The organism is Deltaproteobacteria bacterium GWA2_45_12, from assembly GCA_001797365.1.
Lineage (GTDB): Bacteria > UBA10199 > UBA10199 > UBA10199 > UBA10199 > UBA10199.
Map to the genome: position 1 here is coordinate 1 of MGPH01000055.1, position 2,346 is coordinate 2,346.

General features: G+C 45.3%; 2 protein-coding genes. Both read right to left on the reverse strand.

The window, feature by feature from the left end; genetic code table 11:
- A partial coding sequence (locus A2048_06985; GenBank protein ID OGP07953.1) for a translation elongation factor G occupies window positions 1-2,052 on the reverse strand: 2,052 nt, incomplete at its 3' end.
- Between the two features lie 4 nt (window positions 2,053-2,056).
- The gene (locus A2048_06990; GenBank protein ID OGP07944.1) at window positions 2,057-2,290 is read right to left on the reverse strand and encodes a hypothetical protein; all 234 of its coding nucleotides are present in this window, start codon (window positions 2,288-2,290) and stop codon (window positions 2,057-2,059) included.
- Window positions 2,291-2,346: the final 56 nt, after the last annotated feature.

Here is a 2,346-nt window from a genome sequence, read left to right on the forward strand (position 1 = left end):
AATAATTTCATCGGCCACATTCCGTGGAGGCGGCTCATAACTGGCAAACTGCATCGTGTAAGTGGCCCTTCCCTGGCTCTGCGATCTTACATCGGTGGAATAACCAAACATTTTGGCCAAGGGAACATGGGCCTTGATAATTTGCAATTTCCCCCGAGGGGTCATGCTCATAATCTTTCCGCGGCGAGAATTCAAGTCCCCAATTATATCTCCCATAAATTCTTCAGGGGCACTCACTTCAACATCCATAATGGGTTCTAACAAAACCGTGGTTGCCTTTTTACAGGCATCTTTAAAAGCCATGGAGGCCGCAATTTTAAAAGCCATTTCAGATGAATCAACTTCATGAAAACTGCCATCGAGTAGTTCGGCCTTAATGCCCATTAAAGGGTAACCAGCCAAAACACCGCCCTCCAAAGCTTCTGTAATCCCCTTGGAAATAGCCGGAATAAACTCACGTGGGATGGAACCGCCCACTATTTTATTGATAAACTCAAAACTTTTGCCGTCTTCGTGGGGATATATCTTTAAAACCACATGACCATATTGCCCACGTCCCCCTGTCTGACGAATATATTTTCCTTCCTGCTCTGCGGTCCCCGTAATTGTTTCTCGATAGGCCACCTGGGGCTTCCCTACATTGGCTTCCACCTTGAATTCACGGGTGAGCCGATCAACAATAATTTCAAGGTGCAACTCACCCATACCTGAAATAATGGTTTGCCCCGTTTCTTCATCAACACGGACACGGAACGAAGGATCTTCCTGGGTTAATTTTTGAAGTGAAAGAGCCAGTTTTTCCTGGTCGGCTTTTGATTTTGGTTCAATGGCAATGGAAATGACGGGATTGGGGAATTCCATACGCTCCAAAATGATGGGCTTCTTTTCATCACATAAAGTGTCCCCCGTAAGGGTGTGCCTTAAGCCCACAGCAGCCGCAATACCTCCAGCCCCTATTTCTTTAATATCTTCCCGTTTATTGGCATGCATCTGAAGCAAACGCCCCATACGTTCCTTCTTGTTACGAACAGAATTAAAAATAGAGGAACCCGCTTGAAGTTTGCCTGAATAAACACGGAAATAAGTAAGTTGCCCCACAAAAGGATCCGTCATGATTTTAAAAGCCAAAGCAGAAAAAGGTTCAGTATCGGAAGATCGCCTTACATCTTGTTGTTTGGGCTTATCAAAATTAATTCCTTTAACAGGAGGGACATCCAAAGGAGAAGGAAGAAGCTTAACAACAGCATCGAGCAAGGGTTGAACACCCTTATTTTTGAAGGCAGAACCACAAACAACAGGAATAATCTTCATCGAAACACATGCCTTGCGAAGCGCACTCCAAATCTCATCTTCAGAAACAGCACTTCCTGCCAAATATTTTTCAAGCAAGGACTCTTCTTCTTCAGCAACAGCTTCAATCATTTGTTCACGGTATTTTTTGGCTTCATCAAGAAGGTTTGCAGGGATTTCTTCATCATGAAACCCAGCACCCAAGGTTTCTTCTTCCCAAACAACTGCTTTCATTCGGACAAGATCAAGGATGCCCTTAAACTGATCTTCGGAGCCATAGGGAAGCTGAATGGGCACGGGCTTGTGATTAAGCTTAACCGAAATTTCCTGAACACAACCCATAAAATTGGCACCCACTCGATCCATCTTATTAATAAAGGCAATGCGCGGAACATGGTATTTGTCCGCCTGACGCCACACTGTTTCGCTTTGAGGTTCAACACCTCCTACGGCACAAAAAACACCCACAGCCCCATCAAGAACTCTTAAGGAACGTTCCACTTCGATGGTAAAATCAACATGCCCCGGGGTATCAATAATATTGATTTGATGCCCACTCCATGAACAGGTGGTCGCAGCCGAGGTAATGGTAATGCCACGTTCCTGCTCTTGGATCATCCAATCCATCGTGGCCGTACCATCGTGAACTTCGCCAATCTTGTGAACCTTGCCCGTATAGTAAAGAACACGTTCCGTCGTCGTTGTTTTACCGGCATCTATATGAGCCATAATCCCAATATTTCGCAGTTTGGCTAAGTCCATAAGATTACCAACGGTAATGGGCAAAAGCACGGTTAGCTTCAGCCATACGATGTACCTCTTCTCGTTTTTTTATGGCCCCACCCTTGCCATCCAAAACATCCAAAAATTCGCCGGCCAATTTTTGATGCATGTTTTTTTCACCACGATTTCTGGCACTTTCAACAAGCCACTTCATACCCAAAGATACTTTGCGTTCAGCACGCACTTCCATGGGGACTTGATAGTTGGCCCCACCCACACGACGGGAACGAACTTCCAGGATGGGCTTTACATTTTCCAGGGCCTGCTTGAACA